Origin of the sequence: Nocardiopsis sp. MG754419 (assembly GCF_018207095.1) — a bacterium.
Classification (GTDB): Bacteria; Actinomycetota; Actinomycetes; order Streptosporangiales; family Streptosporangiaceae; genus Nocardiopsis.
On sequence record NZ_QOCZ01000281.1, the window covers coordinates 1 to 2,291 of the forward strand.

2 protein-coding genes are annotated in these 2,291 nt (G+C 70.7%); one reads left to right on the plus strand and one right to left on the minus strand.

Going from position 1 to position 2,291, the window contains the following annotated elements; translation table 11 throughout:
- On the minus strand, positions 1–1,176 hold a 1,176-nt coding region (gene urtA, locus DSY14_RS27590), incomplete at its 3' end, for an urea ABC transporter substrate-binding protein (RefSeq protein ID WP_211719530.1).
- 396 nt (positions 1,177–1,572) lie between these two features.
- Between urtA and DSY14_RS27595 the strand changes: the two genes are divergently transcribed.
- A partial coding sequence (locus DSY14_RS27595; RefSeq protein WP_211719531.1) for a hypothetical protein occupies positions 1,573–2,291 on the plus strand: 719 nt, incomplete at its 3' end.

Genomic DNA, 2,291 nt, shown 5'->3' on the forward strand with positions numbered 1-2,291 from the left:
GTCGGGGGTGATGGGTTCGGGGGAGGTCCAGATCTCCTCGATGAGTCCCTCGGCGTCGACCCGGCCGATGCGGGCGGTCTTGACCACGTGCTGGGTGTCGCCGTCCAGGGTGATGGTGCCTTCGGGGGCCTCCAGGGTGATGCCGTCCAGGGCGGCGCGGACCTGGTCCACCTCGAAGCCGTCGGCCGCCTCCACCGCGGCCCTCCACAGGTGGACACCGTTGTAGGCCGACTGCATGGGGTCGGAGGTGACCCGGTCGGCGCCGTAGGTGTCGGTGAAGGCCTCCACGAAACCGGCGTTGGTGTCCGATTCCAGGGTCTGGTAGTAGTTCCACGCCGTGAGGTGGCCCTCGATGTTGGCGGCGCCGATGCCCTCGACCTCCTCCTCGGCGACGCTGACGCTGAGCACGGGGGTCTGGTCGGCCTCCACCCCGGCCGAGCGCAGCTGTTGGAAGAAGCTGACGTTGGAGTCGCCGTTGAGGGTGTTGAAGACCGCGTCGGGCTCACTGCGGGCGATGTCGTTGGTGATGGTGGAGTACTCGGTGTGCCCCAGGGGGGTGTACTCCTCGGCGACGATCTCCATGTCGTGGGCGTGGGCGTAGGCGGTGATGATCTGGTTGGCGGTGCGCGGGAAGACGTAGTCGCTGCCGACCAGGTACAGGCTGGTGTGGCCCTCCTCGCGCAGGTAGTCCAGCGCGGGGATGATCTGCTGGTTGGTGGTGGCGCCGGTGTAGACGATGTTGTCGCTGGCCTCCAGACCCTCGTACTGGACGGGGTAGAACAGCAGGCCGTTGTTGCGTTCGAACACCGGCAGCATGGCCTTGCGGGAGGCCGAGGTCCAGCCGCCGAACACGGCCACGGCGTCGTCGGAGGCCAGGAGTTTCTGGGCGCGTTCGGCGAAGGTGGCCTCGTCGGAGGCGCCGTCCTCGATGACGGGGGTGATCTGCCGGCCCAGGACACCGCCGTCGGCGTTGATCTCGTCGATGGCGAGCTGTACGGCGTCGCGGACGGTCACCTCGCTGATGGCCATGGTGCCCGACAGTGAGTGCAGCATGCCGACGGTGACGGTGTCCTCGTCGACACCGGCCGGGTCGTCTGCGCCGCAGGCGGTCGCGGTCAGGGCCAGGGCGGTCAGTGTGGCGGCCAGGGGCAGGGCACCGGGACGGGAGCGGGCCATGCGCACCTCCTAGGGGTGTGGGGGAGCGGTGAGGAGTGCTCCTAGGAGGCTGGTGTCGGGGTGTTTCCCCGGACGTGCCGGACCGTTACGTATACATGTCGGTATCCGGTGGGGCGGTTAAATCCCGGCGGGTCGGCCGCGGGGGAGAGGCCGCCGAGCCCATCACGCGCGGTGGGCCGAGTGGGCCGATCTCACGCGGGGCGCGTCGGGGGTCTGTCGCTCCGGGCCCGGCATGCGGGCGCTCCACGGCGCGAAGGGGCGTCGCTCCTGTGGGGTCAGAGGGGCGCCCCACGCCGCGCCGGGGCCCGGCCGGGGGAGTACCGGCCCAGGGGAGAGAACCGGGGCGTGCGGGGACGCATCGCACCCCGGGTGACCCGCCCACACACAGGAGCCCCCATGAACACCACCCCCGCCGACACCGAGGCGCCCGCGTACCGGTACCCCGTGGACGACCTGATCGGTGTGCCCGCCAAGCTCTACGTGTGGGTGTTCCCCCTGGTCGTGGGCGTGGTGGTCTGGGTGGGGTGGATGATGACGCTGTTGGGGCTGCTCTACGACGACACCGGACCCGCAGGGCTGACCGTTCTGCTGCTCCTGGCCCTGCTGGCGGGGGCGCATCTGGGCATGGTCTGGTGGGGGAGACGTCGTGGCGGGGACCGCCCGTGGGAACTGCCCGTCGTGGTCACGGCGGCGCTGGTGATGACCACGGTGGTGGCGGCGCTGGCGGTCGTGATCGACCCTCAGGGTCAGTGGCGGCCGATCATCGTCGTTCTCGGGCACTGGGCGGCGGTGCAGGTGGCGGTCATGGTGTGGGTCCGGGCGCCCTCGTACCGCTGGCGCATGGTGTTCGCCCTGGGTGTGGTGGCGGTACTGCTGGCGGGGGTGACGGGGCTGATCGGGGCTCAGGCGGCGCGGGAGCGCGCGCGGCAACGGGTGGATCTGGCCCGCGTGGTGGGGGAGAGCGCACAGCCGATCGCCGTGGTGGAACACCCGGACTGGGTGCTGGAGACGGTGTGGGCCTCCGAGAACGACGAACGGTTCACGGTCCTCTACGCGCCGCGCGATGGCGAGGTGGCCGAGGAGGGGTTCCGGTTGCATCTGCGCACCGAGCCGAC